This is a genomic window from Azospirillum sp. OGB3, assembly GCF_014192915.1.
Classification (GTDB): Bacteria; Pseudomonadota; Alphaproteobacteria; order Azospirillales; family Azospirillaceae; genus Azospirillum.
In genome coordinates, this window is sequence record NZ_JACHYN010000001.1 from 765907 (window position 1) to 782190 (window position 16284).

A 16284-nucleotide genomic window follows, 5' to 3' on the forward strand; every position below is an offset into this window, starting at 1 on the left:
TTCAAGCGCCGCGGTGCTGCTTGGCGATCGGCTGGGAGAATTGCAGCTCGATGTCCCACGGGAAGTGGATCCAGGTGTCCTGGCTCACCTCGGTGATGAAGGTGTCGACCAGCGGGCGGCCCAGCGGCTTGGCGTAGACGGTGGCGAAATGCGCCTTGGGCAGCATCTTGCGCACAACCACCGCGGTCTTCCCGGTGTCGACCAGATCGTCGATGATCAGCCAGCCTTCGCCGTCTCCGGCGTTGGCGCCTTCCACGCCCTTCAGCACCATCGCCTCGCGCTGGTTCTGGTGGTCGTAGCTGGAGACGCAGACGGTGTCGATCATGCGCAGCTCAAGCTCGCGCGCGATGATCGCCGCCGGGACGAGGCCGCCGCGGGTGATGGCGATGATGCCCTTCCACGGACCCTTGTCGATCAGGCGCCAGGCCAACGCCTTGGCGTTGCGGTGAAGCTCCTCCCACGACACCGGGAAGTGCTTGTTGAACGGAACGGCTTCTGGCACGGCTATGAACTCCGAAAGAAACGTGCGCCGCTTATACCGCAAGCCCCACCGCCGGGCAATCGACCGCGTGAAACGGCGAAAAAAGGTCTTGCAGCCCGAAACCCTTTTGAGTAAGTTGCGCGCCTCGACGACGGACGGTCACCGCCGCCGCCGGGAAGACAAACAGGAATGCGCCCGTAGCTCAGCTGGATAGAGCACCAGACTACGAATCTGGGGGTCAGGAGTTCGAATCTCTTCGGGCGCGCCATTCCTTCCGGTCTGCACAAGAAAGCCGCCCTTGGGCGGCTTTTGTGCTTTCTGGTGTTTGCCTCGCTGTGGTTTGTCTCAGCGGCTTTTCTTTTTGGATGCCGTGCGCTTCGCCTTGGGCGGTTTGGTCATGGCGTTGAACAGGGCGGTCTGGTTGCGCCGGGCGGCGGCGTTGAACACGCCGCTCCAGAAACCGATTGCCTGACTGGCCGACCGGTTGGCCATGGACATCCAGATGCTTTGTGGTGTCCCCTTCATGCTTCCCCCTTTTTGAAAGCCCTGCCGATCCATCTCGGCAAGGGGTCAACAGTGCAACGCGGTCATACTCCCGCGACGATCGCGCGGCGATGGCGGACCCGCGTCCAGGACATGGTCAGGCCGACCCGCTCGGCGCAGCCATAATGCCAGGGGCGGTTCTCGCTATCGCCGGCCCAATGCGGTTCCCCGGCCCGCAAAGGTTTCCCGCAATGGCAACAGGTGGGTGGCGCGGGAAGACGTGCGGCGTCCCGTTTCGTCAGCTGGGTCATAGGGCATCTCATCCAGAGCGTCTTATTCCAGGAGGCGTCTCAGGCACGGCGTTTCGGGAAGGCACGGCGTCGAGAAGCGTGTTCTTGGGCATGTTTTCTTGGGCGTGTCATCTTGCGGTGCGAAGAATGACCGCCCGGCCGTCCCGGGGAAACGTCGCAAAGGTGAAATGCCCATGGGGTGCCCCCGACCACAGGGGTATGCCCATGGTCAGGCCATAGGTCGCGAGATCGTTGGCATTAAACGCTTTTTGCCCTTATCGCGAATTGCCGCCGCGGGACGGCACGCCCACTCTTGATCACACCCCGATTCACAGCCGGTTAACCATCCGCGCCTAGCGTCCGCCCCCTTCGCCGCAGCCTTTTGCTGCGGTGCAGCATTGTTCGAAGGGTGAAGGCGTTATCCATGGTTTTCCTGTTGCACTACCTGCCGTCCCTGTCGCTGGTCGCGGTGAGCGGGCTTGCCGGTCTGGCGTTGGGCGTCCTGTCCACGCTGCTTCAGGACCGGCGGGCGATCCTGACCGCGCAGGCCGGCGCCGGCGCGCTGTTCGTCGTCCATTTCCTCGCCCTGGGTGCCCATACGGGCATGCTGATGTGCGCGCTCGGCCTCGTGCAGATGGCCGCCGCCTATCCGGAACGGCGTCCGCGCTGGCTGCGCGCGCTGTTCGTCCTGACGGTTCCGGCGGCGCTGGCCGTCGCGGCGGCGACGTGGCAGGGACCGATGTCCGCCTTGTCGGCGGCAGGCTTCATCCTGGGCACCATCGGGCGCTGGCAGAGCACGGTCGGGCGGATGAGGCTGTTCTTCCTGTCCTCGACGGTGGTCGGAGCCGGCCACAACGCGTTGGCCGGCTCGGCCTTCGGGCTGGCGTCGGACGCGATGACGCTGTCGGGCCATCTGCTCAGCCTGTGGCGCGCCCGCCCGCCGGTCCGTCGTCGGGCGATGCTGGCGACACATTGAGACATGGGAATTTAAGACATCGGAACCGCGCCGGGGACGATGCCCCGGCGCGGCTTTGACGACCGATCGCGATCAGCGCTTCGCTTCGGCGGTTCCGGCGGTTTCCCGGCGCTCCAGATAGGTCTTGGTGAGCTGCGGCAGACGCTGTTCCAGCCACGCCGCCATTTCCAACTCCTCGTCCAGGCTCGGCTGGAGCATGCGGGCGATCTCAGGCTCCCCGGCCTGCTCCGCGGCGGAGATCAGGGCGCGGTAGTTGGCGATCTCGAAATGCTCGAAGGAATAGTCGAAGATCGACGCCTTCACGATCTCGTCCGACGCCACGACGCCGGACAGCGACTGCGCGTTGCCGATCAGCATGGCGACGCCGGTCTTGATGGCCGAGGTGTCGGTGCCCAGACGCTGCAGGCACTGCTTCAGCCGGTCGGCCTGCCGGTTCGACACCTCGATGTGCTCCTGCACCTTGGCGAGGACGTCCGGGTAGTTCTTGATGCGCTCCGCCTGCCGTTCCAGCATCTCGACGGCTTGGCTTTCCATGGCGTGGGCGTCACGGAGCCAGTCGATCAGGGTTTCCTTGGTGGTGTTGGCCACAGATCCTCTCCCTCGTTGCGTTATCGGACAGTCCATTGGGGATGGACCGACAACAGGCGGGGCGGCGGTTCGTCACCATCGGGCGATGCAGGCTGACCCAAGCGGGGCACCCTTCGGATGCACCAAGGAACCTTCACCGGAGCGGGAGGGTTTTCGAGGCGGATGGGCAGCCTGCCAGGGGAGGGAGCGGCCATGTCGGCAAATGAACCGGCCATGATGGGAAAAGACCAGATCGTCGATACCCTCAACGATCTGATCCGCATCGTCGAGGACAGCCACGAAGCCTATCGCCAAGCCGCGGAGAACTTGGAAGACGAGGATCTGAAGGCGCTGTTCAACGATCTGGCCGCCCAGCGCGGCGCCATCGTGCGCGAGGTGCAGCGCCTCGTCGCGGAACAGGGCGGGGCGCCGGACATGGGCGGCACCGTGATGGGCGGAGCGCACCGCTTCTTTTTGGAACTCAAGAACAATGTGCTGGGACAGGACCGCGAGGCGATCCTCGCCGAGGTGCAGCGCGGCGAGGGCGAATGCGTTCGTGCCTACGAGGAGGCTTTGGCCAAGGAACTGCCCCTGCCGATCACTGCCGTGGCGGTGCAGCATCTCGACCGCATCCGCGCCGACCGCGACCGCATGACCCTGCTGCGCGGCGCCGCGGCCTGACGAAAGACACCGATCGAGGGACGGTCACTCCGCGGCGGCGGCCTGCCGGTTCTCCAGATCGGCCAGCAGGGCGCGCTTCTGGTCGGCGTCCATGTGCTTCCAGCCGCGGATCTCCTCCAGCGTGCGCAGGCAGCCGATGCAATAGGCGCGGTCGGCGGTCAGCTTGCACACGCTGATGCAGGGGGATTGGACGAAGTCACTCTCGGCGGGCGGGGTCATTCCAAAATCCAGATGAATGCGGGACGGTGCGCGCCGGCCTGCGGTGCGGCGCCGTAGCCGCTCCGCAGGCCGATCCGTGAAGGCCCGCTCTTGCGGCATTTCCGAGTTTTTGACAAGTCCTACCGTCACTCTTGGTCATCGTGTCCACACCGCATGGAACAACGGCGCATGAGCCATCAACCCAAGCGTCACGATTTTGACCATAGAATGCCTTAAAGTAGAACATCCCGGACAAGAAGTCTCCAAAATGACCCCTTAGAAAGTGGCTTGCCGCGATGCGCGGCATCCAACGAGGGAGATTTTTGTGAAGCGAACGTCGGTGGGAGGATTACTCGGCGCCATGGCGCTGGGCACGGTGTTGACAGCTTGCGGAGTGACGCCACAGGTGCCGACGTCGTCGATACGGCCCGGCTCCAGTGAGAATCTGATTGGATATCCCGCTTCGCCCTTCGTCGCGCCGGCCCCTGCGGCCCGGTCCGCCGGAACTCCCTTCACCGCTTCGGAAATTGCAGGACCGCCGGGGCGGTTCGACACGGCGTCGCCGAACGGTTTCGTGCCGGTGTCCGAAAAACCCGTTTCCACCTTTTCCGCCGACGTGGACACGGCGTCCTACGCGGTCGTCCGCCGCCTTCTGAACGAGGGGCGCGCCGTGCCGCCTTACGCGGTGCGGGTGGAGGAGATGGTCAATTATTTCCACTACGATTATCCGCGCCCGCAGTCTCCCGCCGTGCCCTTCCGCCCGACGGTGGCCGTCTACCCGTCACCCTGGACCGAAGGGGCGCGGATTCTGCACATCGGCATCCGCGCCTACGACGTGGCCCGCAAGCAGAGGCCTGCGCTTAATCTTGTCTTCCTGGTTGACGTCTCCGGTTCCATGTCGTCGAACGACCGGCTGCCCCTGTTGAAGCAGGCGCTGCTGATGCTGGTGGACGAATTGCGTTCCGAAGACCGCCTGTCCATCGTCAGCTATGCCGGCAAGAGCGATGTGGTGCTGGAACCCACCGCCGGAACGGAGAAGGAAACCATCCGCACAGCCATTCAGGGGCTGAACGCCTCGGGCGCCACCGCCGGCAGTGCTGGAATCCGGGCGGCCTACGCGCTGGCGGAAAAGAATTTCAACAAGGCGGCGGTGAACCGCGTGGTGATCGGCACCGATGGGGACTTCAACGTCGGCGTCACCAACCCGAAGGAACTGGAGGAACTCATCGCCCAAAAACGGGAGACCGGCGTCTATCTGTCGGTCCTCGGCTTCGGGCTCGACAATCTCAACGACGTGGTGATGCAACGGCTGGCCCAGGCGGGCAACGGCAACGCCGCCTACATCGACGGCATGCAGGAGGCCAAGAAGGTCCTGCGCGACGAGCTGTCCTCCACGATGGTGCCGGTCGCCGACAATGTGAAGGTCCAGGTCGAGTTCAACCCGGCCCTGGTCGGGCAGTACCGGCTGATCGGCTACGAGACGCGGGCGCTGCGCCGCGAGGATTTCAACAACGACCGGGTGGACGCGGGCGACGTCGGTGCCGGCCATGCGATGACCGCGCTCTACGAATTCCTGCCGCCGGGGACGAGGGGCAAGGGCGTCGATCCGCTGCGCTACGGGGTCAAGGCGCCTGCGGATGCCGTGAATGCGGACGAGTTCGCCTTCCTGCGCCTGCGCTACACGCTGCCCGGCCAGTCGAAAAGCCGGCTGATCGAGCGCTCCATCCGCAAGGGCGAGGCCCTGGCCTCCATCGCGGCGGGCCCCGCCGAAGCCCGTTTCGCCCTTGCGGTGGCGTCCTTCGCCGGGAAGCTGCGCGGCGCCGGCGGGGAGGCGATGTCCTACGCGCAGATCGCCGATCTGGCGCGCGATGCCCGCGGCGCCGACCCCGACGGCACGCGCGCCGAGTTCATCCGTCTCGTCGAACTGGCGGGCAGCCGGGCCGCGCGGTGACGGCAACCGCCCCAAACGAAAACGGGACGGCGCCGGGCCGTCCCGTTCCTCACCGCGAGGCGATCGGCGTCAGTCGGAGATGTTGGGCGGGTCGGGATCGTCCGACCAATCGTCCTTCGGGGCCGGGTAGCGCTCCAGCCACTTGCGGACCAGGGCGACGTGGCCGGCCTCCTCCTCCGCGAACTCGCGGGCGAGGCGGGCGACCTCCGGGTCCTTGGTCTCGGCGGCGACCGAGGCATAGTAGTTGTTGCCCTGATGCTCGCTCAGCAGCGCCATCTTGAGCGCGTGGTGCGGCTTCATCAGATAATGGGCGTTCTCGAAGGCCGCGGCCTCCGGGGACTCGGTGGTGGCGTCCCACTGGAACTCCCAGGGAGCGACCTTGGGAAGCGCGCCGAACTCCCGGGCGATCTGCTTCACCTCCTCGGCGTGTTTGGCCGAGTAGGTGGACAGATCGCGGAACAGCTTGGCGACCTCCACATTGTTGTGGGCCTCCATGCTGTCGGCCAGCTCGGTGTAGCGCTCCGCCGCCTCGATCTCCAGGGCCAGCGCGTGGGCGAGGAACAGGCCGACGTTGGCGGCCCCGTTCAGCACTTTCATCTTCATACCGCGAACCCCTCTTCGATCTGGGCGATGCTGCGGGTGGCCGCCGATTCCGGCTGGAACGGACGCCGGTTGCCGGCGAGGAAGATGCCGAGGCCGAACCCGTCGTCCTCCAGGACAGCGCGCATCGCCTCGTTCGGGTCGTCCGTCGGCTCGCGGCCGTAGGGATGGACCGTGCTCTTCCAGTTGCGCTGCTCGGGGCGGAAGGTGACGCAGGGGGACAGGATGTGGATGACCGAGAAGCCGGGGTGCCGCACGCCCTCCACGATCAGGCGCGCGACTTCGTTCGGGTTGTTGGAGAAGCCGCGGGCGACGAAGTTCGCGCCGCAGGCCAGCGCCAGCGCGACCGGCTGGATCGGGTTGACGCCCGGTCCTTCCGGGGTCAGCTTCGACTCGCACCAGTCGGCCTCGGTGGTCGGCGAGGCCTGACCCTTCGTCATGCCGTAGACCTGGTTGTCCATGACGATGTAGGTCATGTCGACGTTGCGGCGGCAGGCGTGCAGGAAGTGGTTGCCGCCGATCGAGAAGCCGTCGCCGTCGCCGCCGAAGATCAGCACGTTCAGCTCGGGCCGGGCCAGCTTGACGCCGGACGCCACGGCCAGCGAGCGGCCGTGCACCGTGTGGTAGCCGTAGACGCTGGTGTAGGCGGGGATGCGCGACGAGCAGCCGATGCCCGACACCACGACGGTGTCCTTGCGCTCCAGCCCCATGGTCGCCATGGCGCGGGTGATGCCGGCCAGCACGGAATAATCGCCGCAGCCGGGGCACCAGATGGGCTTCACGTCGGATTTGTAGTCGCCGGGCAGCGGGCCCACGACATCGTCGGTCAGATGGGTATCCATGGATTTCGTGCTCCGGCCGGTCAGATCAGGGAAAGAAGCGTCTCGTGCACCTCGCGGGCGCGGATCGGCAGCGGGCCGGGGCGGCTGAACACCGACACCGCGCCCGGCAGGTCGTAATGCCCACGCAGGAACTTGTGGAACTGGGCGCCGTGCGTCTGCTCGACGACCAGAACCTTCGTGACGCCGTCCAGCGCCGCGGCCAGCTTCTCCGGCTGGACCGGGGAGATCAGGCGGATGGCGACCAGCCGGGCCTTGGTGCCGGCGGCCTCCAGCCGGCGCACCGCCTCGCGCGACGGGCCGGTGGCGGAACCCCAGGTGACGACGGCGATCTCGCCCTCGCCCTCGACCTCGGCCCAGGCGTCGCCGTAGTCGTGGGAGGTCAGCTTGCGCAGCCGCTTGTCGAGCTGCTTCTGGTGATCGGACGCCTGCGAGGAGGGCAGGGCGCTCTCGGCGTGCTCCAGACCGTCGGCGGTGTGCTCGCCGCCCGGCATGCCGGGGATGGCGGCCGGGGAGACGCCCGATTCGGTGTCGGCGTAGCGCTTGTACTTCGCCTCGCCGCCGAGATCGGTCGCCAGCAGGCGGTTCGCCTTGTGGGGGGCGTCGGCCGGCTTGTCGACGATGGCGCGGGACTGGCCCATCGCCTGATCGGACAGCACGATGGCCGGGGTCTGCAGGGCCTCGGCCAGATGCACCGCCCACTGGGTGGTGAACAGGCAGTCGGCGATGGAGGTCGGGCCGACCACCAGATGCGGAGCGTCGCCGTGCAGGCCGTAGACGGCGATGTTCAGGTCGGACTGTTCGGACTTGGTCGGGATGCCGGTGGATGGGCCGCCACGCTGCACGTCGACGATCACCACCGGGGTTTCGGAGGCGACGCCCAGGCCGATGCATTCGGTCATCAGCGACAGGCCGGGGCCGGCGGTCGCGGTGATCGAAGGCACGCCGCTGAAGGAGGCGCCCAGGCACATGGCGATGGAGGCCAGCTCATCCTCCGCCTGGACCAGCTTGCCGCCGGTCTTGGCGAGGTTGGGGGCCAGCCACTCCAGGATCTCGGTCGCCGGGGTGATCGGGTAGGCGGCGCAGAACTTCACCCCGCCCTTCAAGGCGCCCAGCCCGGCGGCCTCGTTGCCCGAGATGTTCCAGCGGGTGGCGCCCTCCTTGTTGGGGGCGGCCAGCTCCAGGCCGAGGTTCCAGCCGGCGGCCTCCTTGGACCCGGCGTCGATGCCGGCGTTGGACGCCTGGATGGCGGCGTCGCCCTTCTTGCCCAGCGCCTTCTGGATCACCGCGTCGATGCCGGCGCGCGGCAAGCCGACGATTGCCGCGACGGCGCCCAACCCCACCATGTTGACGCGCCCGCCGGGGATGCGCCCGGCCAGTTCCTTGATCGGCAGCTCGACCTGTTTGGCGCCGCTGGCGGCCAGGACCGCGGGCACCTCGCCCTGGCTGGGGTCGGTGATGATGACGCTCTTCTCCGACAGGGGAAGCTCGGCCGCGAAGCGCTCCACATTCTGCCAGTCGAAGGCGACGATCAGGTCGAAACGGTCTCCCGGACCGTGAACGGGTGTCGGCGACAGGCGAACGAGGGCGGCGGCCTCGCCGCCACGGATCTGCGGGCCGGTGGTCCGCGACATCAACCCGTACCATCCCACGTTGGCGGCGGCATCCAGCAGCATCTGTCCGGCGGTCATCGCGCCGGCGCCACCGCTGCCCACCAGGGCAATCGTGACCGAGTCCACTGTCATTGGTTAATCCCTTGCGTCCGAATGTGAGTCGCCCGACGCCCGTACGGCTACGTCAGCATTGCGGAACAGGGAAATGATCTGGCGCAAATCGAACGAAAGACGCCACGATTTTGCGAAGTCGCGCCATGGAACGGTCCGACCAATGTCTTGTCCGGCGACCGGCCGTCCCTTGGTGTCGATTGTCGCCGGGATTGTTTCTGGACCGGAACGGCGGGCGCCGTCGCACAGCTACTCGCTGTAGCGTTCTTCCCGCCAGGGGTCGGCGTCATTGTGATAGCCGCGAACCTCCCAATAGCCGCGGCGATCCTCCGCCAGGATCTCGATTCGCTTCACCCACTTGGCGCTTTTCCAGAAATAGAGCTTCGGCACGACGACTCGGACGGGGCCACCATGGTCGCGGCTTATCGGCTGGCCTTCCCAGCCGGTGGCGAGCAGCGCGTCCGCCGCCGCGAAGGCCTCCAGCGGCAGGTTCGTGGTGTAGCCGTCCGAGGAATGGCAGAGGACGAAGCGCGCCTCCGGCCGCGGCTGGACGACCGACAGCAGGTGCCGCGTGGACACGCCCTCCCACTGGTTGTCGTAGCGCGACCAGGTGGTGACGCAGTGGATGTCGGAGACGACGCGCTCCCGCGGCTGGGCCTGCAGGTCCGCCCAGCTCCAGGTGACAGGATTTTCGACCAGCCCGTCCACCGCCAGGGTCCAGGTCGCCTCGCTCACCCGCGGCAGGATGCCGAGATCGAGCACCGGCCAGGTCTCCACCAGGCGCTGGCCGGGCGGCAGGCGGTCGCGCGCCGGATCGGCGGTCTCCCCGGTCAGGCCCCGACCCTCGCGCGCCCATCGCTCCTTGGTGGCGACCAGCTTGTCGCGGATCTGGCCATCATAAGGGCCATCCTGAGAGGTGTCGTCGGCCATGGGGGCCTCCGAAAGGGTGGATCGGCAGCGATGCCTCGGGCGAGCGGCACCGATTTACGCATGGATGAAAGCCGGTGTCAGCGCCGATCCCACGGTTTCTTGCGGTGCAAAAGGCTGATCGGCACCCTTTCCGTTCCATTTTCCCGCGGCTGGGTTGGAAATAGACGGTTCGGACGGTCGCCCTGCCCCTGTTCACGCCCTGTCTTGCTCTGATAGCATGTCCGCCATGCATGATCTGCCATGTTGCCGCCCATGACCATCGTCCTGCCCGACGCCGCACACGCCGATGCGGTGCCTCTCGGGCTGGAGAGGGCCCGGCTGGAGAAGGACGAGCTGGACATGGCCCCGGAAGAAGCAGCGGGATTGCTATGGCTGGACGCGCTCGCCACGCCGCTGTGGCTGCTCCGTCCCGATGGGCTGACCGTCTGGCTGAACGGCGCCGCCCGCGCGCTGATCGGCCTGGAGCACGATGCGCCCGCCGCCGCCGTGCGGGTCAGCCTGTCCAGCCGATTCACCGCCGCGCTGCAGCAGGCTGCCGCGGGGCGGACGGTGGAAGCGCGGGTGACCATCCATGCCCCCCTGACCCTGCCTTTGGAGGTGGATCTCCGGCTGGTTCCGGCGCCGCACCCGAGCGGGCTGATCCTTGCCGAGGCGCCCGCCGACAGCGGAGCCCGGCAGGAGATGATGCGGCTGAACGAGCAGCTCATCGCGCTGTCCTACGCCTATCCCGACATCCGTTTCGAGCTGCTGCGCGACGGCACCATCCTCGACTTCGCCGCCGCCAGCCCCGGTGACCTGAACGTGCCCGCCGAGCGCTTCCTGGCCCATCGCGTGCAGGAGGTGCTGCCCGATCCCGCCGCCGGGATGCTGGCCGCGGCGCTCGGCCGGCTGAACGACGGCCAGACGGTCATCGGACTGGACTTCTCCCTGCCGCCGCCTTCCGGATCAGCGGGGGCCGGATCGGCGGGGGCCGGATCGGTGGGGGACACCAAGCACTTCGAGGCGCGGCTGGTCGCCCTGCCCGACAGCGACCGCGTGATGTGCAGCATCCGCAACGTCACGGAGCGGGTGCAGGCGGAGAGCGCGGCCCGGCGGGCCCATCACCTGCTGTCCGACGCCATCGAATGCATCACCGAGGGCTTCGTGCTGTACGACGCCCAGGACCGGCTGGTGTTGTGCAACGGGCGCTATCGGGAGCTGTTTTCCGCCAACACCGACCTCATCACGCCGGGCGCCAGCTTCGAGGAGGTGTTGCGCGGCGGGGTGGAGCGGGGCGTCTATCGGGTGCCGGACGGCGACCTGGAGGGCTGGGTCGAGCGGCGCATCGCGCAGCACCGCGGTGCCGGCCCGCCCATGGAAATGGAGCTTCACGACGGGCGCTGGATTCGCATCGAGGAATGGCGGACCTACGAGGGCGGCACCGTCGGCATCCGCGCCGACATCACCGACCTCAAGGCCCGCGAGGCCGAGCTGAGCGCCGCCCGCGACGAGGCCGAACTGGCCAACCAGCGCAAGTCCGACTACGTCCACCACCTGAGCCACGAACTGCGCACGCCGCTGAACGCCGTGCTCGGCTTCGCCCAGATCATCCATGACGAGATGATGGGGCCGAACAACCCGCGCTACCGCGAATATGCCGGCCAGATCGCGGCGGCCGGCGTCTACATGCTGGACCTCATCAACAACCTGCTCGACCTCGCGCGGATCGAGGCCGGGCGGATGGACCTGCACGAGGAGGCCTGCAACCTGTCCCTGCTGGTCGATCTGACCTTCGGCATGATGCAGCCGCGGGCGTGCGAGGCGGCGGTCGCGCTGTGCATGGAGATTCCCGAAGACCTGCCGAGTCTGCACGGCGACGCCTCGCAGATCCGGCAGATGCTGACCAACCTGATCGGCAACGCCATCAAGTTCGCCCCTCCCAAAGACGGCCGCGTGCGGGTGTGCGCGGAGCTGACGGAGGACGGCGGCATCGCGCTGACCGTCGCCGACAACGGCATCGGCATGCGGCCCGAACAGATCCCGGTGGCGCTGGACGCCTTCGGGCAGGTGCATGGCCACAATCCGGGCCATAACCAGGGCCGCGACCGGGTGGCGGAGCGCGGCTCCGGCCTGGGATTGCCGCTGACCCGCGCGCTGATCGCGCTGCATGGCGGCAGCTTTCATATCGACAGCCGGGTCGGAGCCGGGACAACCGTATGCCTGACCTTCCCGCCCTGCCGGGTCGGCGGGGCTGCGCGGTCGTCCTGAAGGCCGGAAACGGCTCCCCGAAACGCGCAACGGCCGCGCGCGCTGGACGCGCGGCGGCCGTGGACCCACAAGACGAAACCCGCAGGAAAGACGGGTGGCCTGTCGAGGCGCGCTGGCTGGCCTTAAGCTGGCTTGGCCTTAGGCGGCCTTGCGCACGGCGGCGGCCTCGGAGAAGACCTTGACGACCTGCTCGACGAAGGCGGCCAGTTCGTCGTGGCCCAGCGCCGTGATGGTCACGTTGTCCACCACCAGGGCCTCGTCGCTGATCTTGCCGCCGGCGGCTTCCAGCTCGGCGCGGACGACCTCGGGAGCGGCCAGCGTGCGGCCCTTCAGCTTGCCCGGGATGGCCAGGAGCTGGATACCCTGGTCGATCGCGGCGATCGGCTTGCCGGCGTCCAGGAAGTGGCCGACGATGCGGCGGGTGTGGGCGCTCTGCTGGAGCTTGGTGACGCTGCGCTCGCCACCCGGCAGCAGCAGCATGTCATAGTCGGCACCCAGAACCTCGCCGACCTGCTTGTCCACCGGGAAGTAATGGCCCCAGGACTTGCCGTGCCAGCCGTTCACCAGACCCTGCTCAGGGGAAATCGTACGAAGAGTAGCGCCGGTCTTGAGGAGAGCCCGTTGCGGCTCCGTCATCTCCAGTTCCTCAAAGCCGTTGGCGACGAGAATGGCAATGCTCTTTCCTGCGAGGGGTTGATCCATACTGTCTTGTCCTTTCATCGTTCAACCAGTGTGTGCGGGCCATCGCCGAGGAATGCGCCGTCGGGGAAAAGAAACGGCGCACGCCGCGCAAGGCCTTGCGCGGCGATGGGACCCGCAGCCGGCCCTCGTCCAATGAGGTCCGGCGGGGGGCAATTACGCCCCTGATCGGTTTGTGGTGAGCATGGAACACAAGTGGCGGCAACGAGGTCCCAAGTCAATGGCTTATTCCGCACTGCAACGCAGCTTCCCCACCCGCGGGCAGGGCAACCGACCCGGCAATTTCGCGGTCGCGCTCAAGACTTAATCACGTTTTCCCGATCATGACGGTCGGGATGGCGCAGGTCAGCCATGCCGCCATGACGCGGCTGTGACAACGAATGGTCGTAGGAAAGGCCGGCGGTCGCAAAAAGAAGCGGCCGGAGGTGGACCTCCGGCCGTTTGAAGTCAATAGCGTCAGCCGTTCGAAGAGATCCGGCTCGCACACCGGATCGGGAACCACCGGTCACCGGAGCGGCGGGCCGAAGCCAACCGTCCGGGGGATCGGCGCAAACCGGTCATACGGCCCGAGCCGGGGAGGCTGCCGCGATGGGCGGCCGTATGACCCTTTCACACTTTGCAGGGGCAAAGTGCTGTCTCGTTCAAGGCGGGCGCGTCCGGCGGATGGAACCGGACGCGCCCGGCCTTTGGATCAGAAGAGGCGGATCAATGGAACTGATCGGCCTCGGTGGAGTCCTTGTAGGCGGTGGTGGAGGACTGGCCGCCCGAGATCGCCGTGGCGACCGCGTCGAAGTAGCCGGTGCCGACCTCGCGCTGGTGCTTGGTCGCGGTGTAGCCCTCGGCCTCCGCCGCGAATTCCGCCTCCTGCAGCTCCGAGTAGGCGGCCATGCCGCGCGCCGCGTAGCCCTTGGCCAGCTTGAAGGCCGAGTAGTTCAGGCTGTGGAAGCCGGCCAGAGTCACGAACTGGAACTTGTAGCCCATGGCGCCGATCTCGCGCTGGAACTTGGCGATGTCGGCCTCGTCCAGGTTGGCCTTCCAGTTGAAGCTCGGCGAGCAGTTGTAGGCCAGCAGCTTGTTCGGGAACTCCTTGCGGATCGCCTCGGCGAAGCGCTTGGCCTCCTCCAGGTTCGGGCGGGAGGTCTCCCACCACAGCAGGTCCGAGTAGGGGGCGTAGGACAGGCCGCGGGCGATGCAATGCTCGACGCCCGTGCCCTTCTTCAGGCGGAAGAAGCCCTCCGAGGTGCGGCCGGCGTCGAAGTCGATGAAGGGATGGTCGCGCTCGTCGACGTCCGAGGTGATGAGCTGCGCGGACTCCGCGTCGGTGCGGCAGAGCACGATGGTCGAGGTGCCCATGGTGTCGGCGGCCAGACGGGCGGCGTTCAGCGTGCGGATGTGCTGCTGCGTCGGGATCAGCACCTTGCCGCCGAGATGGCCGCACTTCTTCTCGGACGCGAGCTGGTCCTCAAAGTGGACGCCCGCGGCGCCGGCCTTGATCATCGCCTTCATCAGCTCGAAGACGTTCAGCGGGCCGCCGAAGCCGGCCTCGGCATCCGCGATGATCGGCGCGAACCAGTAGGTGTCGCCCTTGCCCTCGGCGGTCTGGATCTCATCGGCGCGCTTGAAGGTGTTGTTGATGCGCTCGACCACCGCCGGCACCGAGTTGGCCGGGTACAGGCTCTGGTCCGGGTACATCTGGCCGGCCAGGTTGGCGTCGCCGGCGACCTGCCAGCCCGACAGGTAGATGGCCTTCAGGCCGGCCTTCACCGCCTGCATCGCCTGGTTGCCGGTCAGGGCGCCCAGCGTGTTGATGTACGGTTCGGTGTTCAGCAGTTCCCACAGGCGCTGGGCGCCCAGTTCCGCCAGCGTGTACTCGATCTTGACCGAGCCGCTGAGGCGCTTCACATCGTCCTGGGTGTAATCGCGCTTGATGCCTTCGAAGCGCGCGGCGCGGAGAGCGGCCTTGGTCTTTTCATCGAGCGACATGGTCGTTTTCCTTCTTTTCGTCACCGTTGCGCTGCTTTTGAGCGCTTGCCCTGACAAGACAACTAAAACGGCCTTCGCTGCCTTGCAACATGCCCTTGTTTGTAAAAGGGTCTGTTTGTAAACTGCCGTCAGAAAAGTTCTGTAAATCGGTAAATATTGTAAATCGGCGCAGCTGGAGTTCGGGCGGTCATGGACAAGAAGGCGATGCTGGGTCCAAAGGTGCGTCGGCTGCGCCGCGACCATGGGCTGACCCAGGCCCAGATGGCCGAGCAGCTCGGCATTTCCCCCAGCTACCTGAACCTGATCGAGCACAACCAGCGCCCGGTTACCGTGCCGCTGCTGCTGAAGCTGGGCCAGCAGTTCGGGGTGGACCTGCAGAGCTTCGCGGAGGACGAGGAGAGCCGCCTCGTCGCCGGCCTGCGCGAGGTCTTCGCCGACCCGCTGTTCGACGGCTCCGACATCAAGAACCAGGATTTCCGCGAACTGGCGGCGGTCGCCCCGACGCTGGGGCAGGCGGTGGTGGCGCTCTACCGCGCCTTCCGCACCAGCCGCGACGACCTGCAGACCCTGTCGGAACGGGTGGCCGACCGCGAGAAGCTGCATCTGGTCCAGACCTCCTCCTTCCCGCAGGACGAGGTGCGCGACCTCTTCCAGGCCCATTCCAACCACTTCGCCGAGCTTGAGGCGGCGGCGGAGGAGCTGTGGCAGGAGGGCCGGCTGGAGAAGGGCGACCTCTACCGGGGCCTGACCGACTATCTGCTGAACAACCACAGCGTCCGCGTCCGGCTGCTGCCCTCCGACATCATGGGCTACGCGGTGCGCCGGTTCGACCGGCACGGGCGGCGCATCCTGCTGTCGGAGATGCTGGCGCCGTCCGGGCGGAACTTCCAGCTCGCCTGTCAGATCGCCCTGCTGCGCCACCGCGACCTGCTGAACCAGATCGTCGAGTCGTCCGGTTTGACGGGGGACGAGGCGCGGCGCTTGGCCCGCATCGGTCTCGCCAACTATTTCGCGGCGGCGGTGGTGATGCCCTACGCCCGTTTCTGGGAGGCGGCCAATCAGGTTCGATACGATATCGAAATATTACGGCGCCGGTTCGATGCCTCGTTCGAGCAGGTCTGCCAGCGGCTGACCACGCTGCAGCGGCCGGGGGCGAAGGGCGTTCCCTTCTTCCTGATGCGGGTGGACAGCGCCGGCAACGTGTCCAAGCGCTTTTCCGGCGCCGGGTTCCATCTGGCGCGATTCGGCGGCGGCTGCGCCCGCTGGATCGTCTACGAGGCCTTCCGCACGCCGGGAAAAATCCACAGCCAGCTGGCCCAGATGCCCGACGGCACCACCTACTTCTCCATCGCCCGCACGGTGGTGAAGGCCGGCGGCGGCTTCCGCAGCCCGCCGCAGCAGTTCGCCATCGCGCTGGGATGCGACCTCCAGCACGCGGCGCAGATCACCTATGCGGACGGTGTGGATCTGGAAAACACCGAGGCGGCGACCCCCATCGGTGTGAATTGCCGGCTCTGTCCGCGGCTGGATTGCTCACAGCGCGCCTTCCCACCGCTGAACCATCGCCTGATTGTCGATGAGAATCTGAGGGGTTTGTCGCCCTACCTCTTCGCCCCGCCGGCGGGAGAGTAGGGC

Annotated in this window: 15 protein-coding genes and 1 tRNA gene; 6 read left to right on the forward strand and 10 right to left on the reverse strand. The window is 67.0% G+C overall.

What is annotated here, in order from left to right; translation table 11 throughout:
• Position 1: 1 nt before the first annotated feature.
• A complete protein-coding gene (gene gpt / locus FHW79_RS03615) occupies positions 2-502 on the reverse strand; it encodes a xanthine phosphoribosyltransferase (RefSeq protein ID WP_035670736.1) in 501 nt (166 codons plus the stop codon).
• A gap of 170 nt (positions 503-672) precedes the next feature.
• On the opposite strand from gpt, the gene FHW79_RS03620 reads away from it, so the two are divergent.
• Positions 673-749, forward strand: a tRNA-Arg gene (locus tag FHW79_RS03620).
• Positions 750-826: 77 nt separating this feature from the next.
• On the opposite strand, the gene FHW79_RS03625 is transcribed toward FHW79_RS03620, so the two are convergent.
• Complete coding sequence (locus FHW79_RS03625; RefSeq protein WP_183177667.1) at positions 827-973, reverse strand: hypothetical protein; 147 nt, start codon at positions 971-973, stop codon at positions 827-829.
• Positions 974-1678: 705 nt separating this feature from the next.
• Here FHW79_RS03625 and FHW79_RS03630 point away from each other — a divergent pair.
• Positions 1679-2230, forward strand: a complete 552-nt coding sequence (locus FHW79_RS03630) for a YgjV family protein (RefSeq protein WP_183177668.1) — start codon at positions 1679-1681, stop codon at positions 2228-2230.
• 72 nt (positions 2231-2302) lie between these two features.
• On the opposite strand, the gene FHW79_RS03635 is transcribed toward FHW79_RS03630, so the two are convergent.
• The gene (locus FHW79_RS03635; RefSeq protein ID WP_014239055.1) at positions 2303-2818 is read right to left on the reverse strand and encodes a ferritin-like domain-containing protein; all 516 of its coding nucleotides are present in this window, start codon (positions 2816-2818) and stop codon (positions 2303-2305) included.
• A 192-nt stretch (positions 2819-3010) separates the two neighbouring features.
• Between FHW79_RS03635 and FHW79_RS03640 the strand changes: the two genes are divergently transcribed.
• Positions 3011-3478 (forward strand): PA2169 family four-helix-bundle protein, encoded by a 468-nt coding sequence (locus tag FHW79_RS03640; protein ID WP_183177670.1) that lies wholly within the window; start codon positions 3011-3013, stop codon positions 3476-3478.
• Between the two features lie 24 nt (positions 3479-3502).
• Here the strand turns inward: FHW79_RS03640 and FHW79_RS03645 are convergent, their stop codons facing one another.
• Positions 3503-3697, reverse strand: coding sequence for a DUF1289 domain-containing protein (locus FHW79_RS03645; protein WP_183177671.1), 195 nt, complete (start codon positions 3695-3697; stop codon positions 3503-3505).
• A 340-nt stretch (positions 3698-4037) separates the two neighbouring features.
• On the opposite strand from FHW79_RS03645, the gene FHW79_RS03650 reads away from it, so the two are divergent.
• On the forward strand, positions 4038-5627 hold the full coding sequence (locus FHW79_RS03650) for a VWA domain-containing protein (protein WP_247884170.1): 1590 nt from the start codon (positions 4038-4040) through the stop codon (positions 5625-5627).
• 69 nt (positions 5628-5696) lie between these two features.
• Here the strand turns inward: FHW79_RS03650 and FHW79_RS03655 are convergent, their stop codons facing one another.
• The 4 genes from FHW79_RS03655 to FHW79_RS03670 form a co-directional block, all read right to left on the reverse strand.
• A complete protein-coding gene (locus tag FHW79_RS03655) occupies positions 5697-6230 on the reverse strand; it encodes a ferritin family protein (RefSeq protein ID WP_183177673.1) in 534 nt (177 codons plus the stop codon).
• On the reverse strand, positions 6227-7069 hold the full coding sequence (locus FHW79_RS03660; protein ID WP_051658017.1) for a 2-oxoacid:ferredoxin oxidoreductase subunit beta: 843 nt from the start codon (positions 7067-7069) through the stop codon (positions 6227-6229). Before FHW79_RS03660 ends, FHW79_RS03655 begins: the two co-directional genes overlap by 4 nt.
• A 20-nt stretch (positions 7070-7089) precedes the next feature.
• Positions 7090-8811 carry a 2-oxoacid:acceptor oxidoreductase subunit alpha gene (locus tag FHW79_RS03665; RefSeq protein WP_183177674.1) on the reverse strand — a complete coding sequence of 574 codons (1722 nt, stop codon included), beginning with the start codon at positions 8809-8811 and terminating at the stop codon, positions 7090-7092.
• A gap of 228 nt (positions 8812-9039) precedes the next feature.
• A complete protein-coding gene (locus FHW79_RS03670) occupies positions 9040-9720 on the reverse strand; it encodes a sulfite oxidase-like oxidoreductase (RefSeq protein WP_183177675.1) in 681 nt (226 codons plus the stop codon).
• 240 nt (positions 9721-9960) lie between these two features.
• Here FHW79_RS03670 and FHW79_RS32495 point away from each other — a divergent pair, with 240 nt between their 5' ends.
• Positions 9961-11967 carry an ATP-binding protein gene (locus tag FHW79_RS32495; protein ID WP_247884140.1) on the forward strand — a complete coding sequence of 669 codons (2007 nt, stop codon included), beginning with the start codon at positions 9961-9963 and terminating at the stop codon, positions 11965-11967.
• Between the two features lie 138 nt (positions 11968-12105).
• Here the strand turns inward: FHW79_RS32495 and FHW79_RS03680 are convergent, their stop codons facing one another.
• The gene (locus FHW79_RS03680) at positions 12106-12669 is read right to left on the reverse strand and encodes a DJ-1/PfpI family protein (protein WP_183177676.1); all 564 of its coding nucleotides are present in this window, start codon (positions 12667-12669) and stop codon (positions 12106-12108) included.
• Between the two features lie 702 nt (positions 12670-13371).
• Positions 13372-14649: an isocitrate lyase gene (aceA, locus tag FHW79_RS03685; RefSeq protein WP_109069864.1), complete on the reverse strand. Its 1278-nt coding sequence runs from the start codon at positions 14647-14649 to the stop codon at positions 13372-13374.
• A 189-nt stretch (positions 14650-14838) separates the two neighbouring features.
• Here aceA and FHW79_RS03690 point away from each other — a divergent pair, with 189 nt between their 5' ends.
• Positions 14839-16281 (forward strand): helix-turn-helix domain-containing protein, encoded by a 1443-nt coding sequence (locus FHW79_RS03690; protein ID WP_145682663.1) that lies wholly within the window; start codon positions 14839-14841, stop codon positions 16279-16281.
• The last annotated feature ends 3 nt before the right edge of the window (positions 16282-16284 follow it).

What these genes read in the sequence shown, in the direction of transcription:
- FHW79_RS03660 (WP_051658017.1), bottom strand. Translation starts at nt 7,069, where the DNA reads ATGGATACCCATCTGACCGACGATGTCGTGGGCCCGCTGCCCGGCGAC.
- FHW79_RS03690 (WP_145682663.1), top strand. Translation starts at nt 14,839, where the DNA reads ATGGACAAGAAGGCGATGCTGGGTCCAAAGGTGCGTCGGCTGCGCCGC.
- FHW79_RS03670 (WP_183177675.1), bottom strand. Translation starts at nt 9,720, where the DNA reads ATGGCCGACGACACCTCTCAGGATGGCCCTTATGATGGCCAGATCCGC.
- FHW79_RS03630 (WP_183177668.1), top strand. Translation starts at nt 1,679, where the DNA reads ATGGTTTTCCTGTTGCACTACCTGCCGTCCCTGTCGCTGGTCGCGGTG.
- FHW79_RS03625 (WP_183177667.1), bottom strand. Translation starts at nt 973, where the DNA reads ATGGCCAACCGGTCGGCCAGTCAGGCAATCGGTTTCTGGAGCGGCGTG.
- FHW79_RS03645 (WP_183177671.1), bottom strand. Translation starts at nt 3,697, where the DNA reads ATGACCCCGCCCGCCGAGAGTGACTTCGTCCAATCCCCCTGCATCAGC.
- FHW79_RS03640 (WP_183177670.1), top strand. Translation starts at nt 3,011, where the DNA reads ATGTCGGCAAATGAACCGGCCATGATGGGAAAAGACCAGATCGTCGAT.
- FHW79_RS03655 (WP_183177673.1), bottom strand. Translation starts at nt 6,230, where the DNA reads ATGAAGATGAAAGTGCTGAACGGGGCCGCCAACGTCGGCCTGTTCCTC.
- FHW79_RS32495 (WP_247884140.1), top strand. Translation starts at nt 9,961, where the DNA reads ATGTTGCCGCCCATGACCATCGTCCTGCCCGACGCCGCACACGCCGAT.
- aceA (WP_109069864.1), bottom strand. Translation starts at nt 14,649, where the DNA reads ATGTCGCTCGATGAAAAGACCAAGGCCGCTCTCCGCGCCGCGCGCTTC.
- FHW79_RS03665 (WP_183177674.1), bottom strand. Translation starts at nt 8,811, where the DNA reads ATGACAGTGGACTCGGTCACGATTGCCCTGGTGGGCAGCGGTGGCGCC.
- FHW79_RS03650 (WP_247884170.1), top strand. Translation starts at nt 4,038, where the DNA reads ATGGCGCTGGGCACGGTGTTGACAGCTTGCGGAGTGACGCCACAGGTG.
- FHW79_RS03680 (WP_183177676.1), bottom strand. Translation starts at nt 12,669, where the DNA reads ATGGATCAACCCCTCGCAGGAAAGAGCATTGCCATTCTCGTCGCCAAC.